Annotated in this window: 1 protein-coding gene; it reads right to left on the minus strand. The window is 40.4% G+C overall.

Annotation, left to right across the window (positions count from 1 at the left end; all coding sequences use genetic code 11):
• Positions 1-60 precede the first annotated feature (60 nt).
• Complete coding sequence (locus HMPREF0083_RS04090; protein ID WP_021619791.1) at positions 61-1,251, minus strand: IS701 family transposase; 1,191 nt, start codon at positions 1,249-1,251, stop codon at positions 61-63.
• Between the last annotated feature and the right edge of the window lie 119 nt (positions 1,252-1,370).

Genomic DNA, 1,370 nt, shown 5'->3' on the forward strand with positions numbered 1-1,370 from the left:
AACTAGACTTGCCCAAAATTTGATACAAAATTTACCATGTAAAAAGAACCGAAGGTTCTTCTAGGCAGCTTGTAACTGATTTTTTATCAAATCCAGCTGCGTTCCTGCCTTTGCTTCATAGTAAACAAATTCGATCCAACTCTCTGTCTTTTTGTTTTGCCAACTTCGTAGTCCTGTTAAGATATCACCGTGTCCTGTTACACTGCAGAACATGGCTGTAAAAGAAAGCAGTGTCCAAAACCGCTTAACTGCAACGGTACTACGTATTTGATAACCGTTAAAGGAAAAGTTGCTTTTCATGGTACGAAAATAAGTCTCAATCGCCCAACGTTTACTGTAGTACGTTAGAATTTGCTCATTAGATAAGGAAACGTCTGTACTTAAGAATGCTCGCATAGTTTGGAGAGTCATTGGCTGGGTCGCATCCCAACACAGTAGTACCACAGCATTTTCAATAAAATTTAGCTTGCCTTCATAACGATAGACGTGATAAGAAGCGTGACCGACGGTCACAAGGTCGGTATCTTCTTTATGGATGTGCGAGGCAAATTCCTTTATTGACTGCCGAATACCATATGGATAAATAATACGATTGGTTTTTATACCGCTAATGACGTGAAATCCAGATAAAGCGCAGGTTTCGAGTACAGATTGAGCAGGATACCATGTATCCATAAGAACATAAGTAGAAAAAGAACTTTTTGGCACCATAGAAAGCAGTTCACATGCAATATCAATTTTGCTGTTTTGCTCTGATTCGTATCGGCTAAACGCATAAGGGAATGCTTTTTCACCACATCGAATGAACTCTTGAACGACTGCATGCCCCCATACTGACTTACCTTCGGTATGGGAATAGTGAAAATCTGTTCCTTGCATAGGGGACAATGCCTGTGACGAGGGCTTTGTCTTTCTACAGACCGTATCATCGATAATAACGAAAATCGGCTCTTGTGTATGTTTCGCTTCCCTCTTGATGTTCTCCCATGATTGTTGCTGAATTATACGCATCAAATGCTGCTCATTCCACTTCCCATGAGTAAGAAAATGGCTCAGTGTCCGTCGGTCTTGTGAATGGCAGCTTTCACGATGGATATCGGTTAACGTTCCAGAAAAACCTCTGGTCATCACACCATCGAGAAAATGAACCATATGGTTCATTACCGGCTTAGAAAAATAAAGTGGGAACCGCCAGGTACGTAAAATATTGTTGATTTCCTGTTGATGTGCTACCCTATACGTAAGAGGCATATAGTCTTCTCCTTTGCGTAAAAGTGGTTGGTGGTACTTCTATTTTTACACAGGGTGAAGAGATATGTCTCTTTTCTATTCAATTGTAAATTTGTGTAAGTGTTTTTGGGCAACTACAG

This window comes from Aneurinibacillus aneurinilyticus ATCC 12856, from assembly GCF_000466385.1.
GTDB lineage: Bacteria > Bacillota > Bacilli > Aneurinibacillales > Aneurinibacillaceae > Aneurinibacillus > Aneurinibacillus aneurinilyticus.

Coding starts and splice junctions, on each gene's coding strand:
- HMPREF0083_RS04090 (WP_021619791.1), bottom strand. CDS start 1,251: ATGCCTCTTACGTATAGGGTAGCACATCAACAGGAAATCAACAATATT.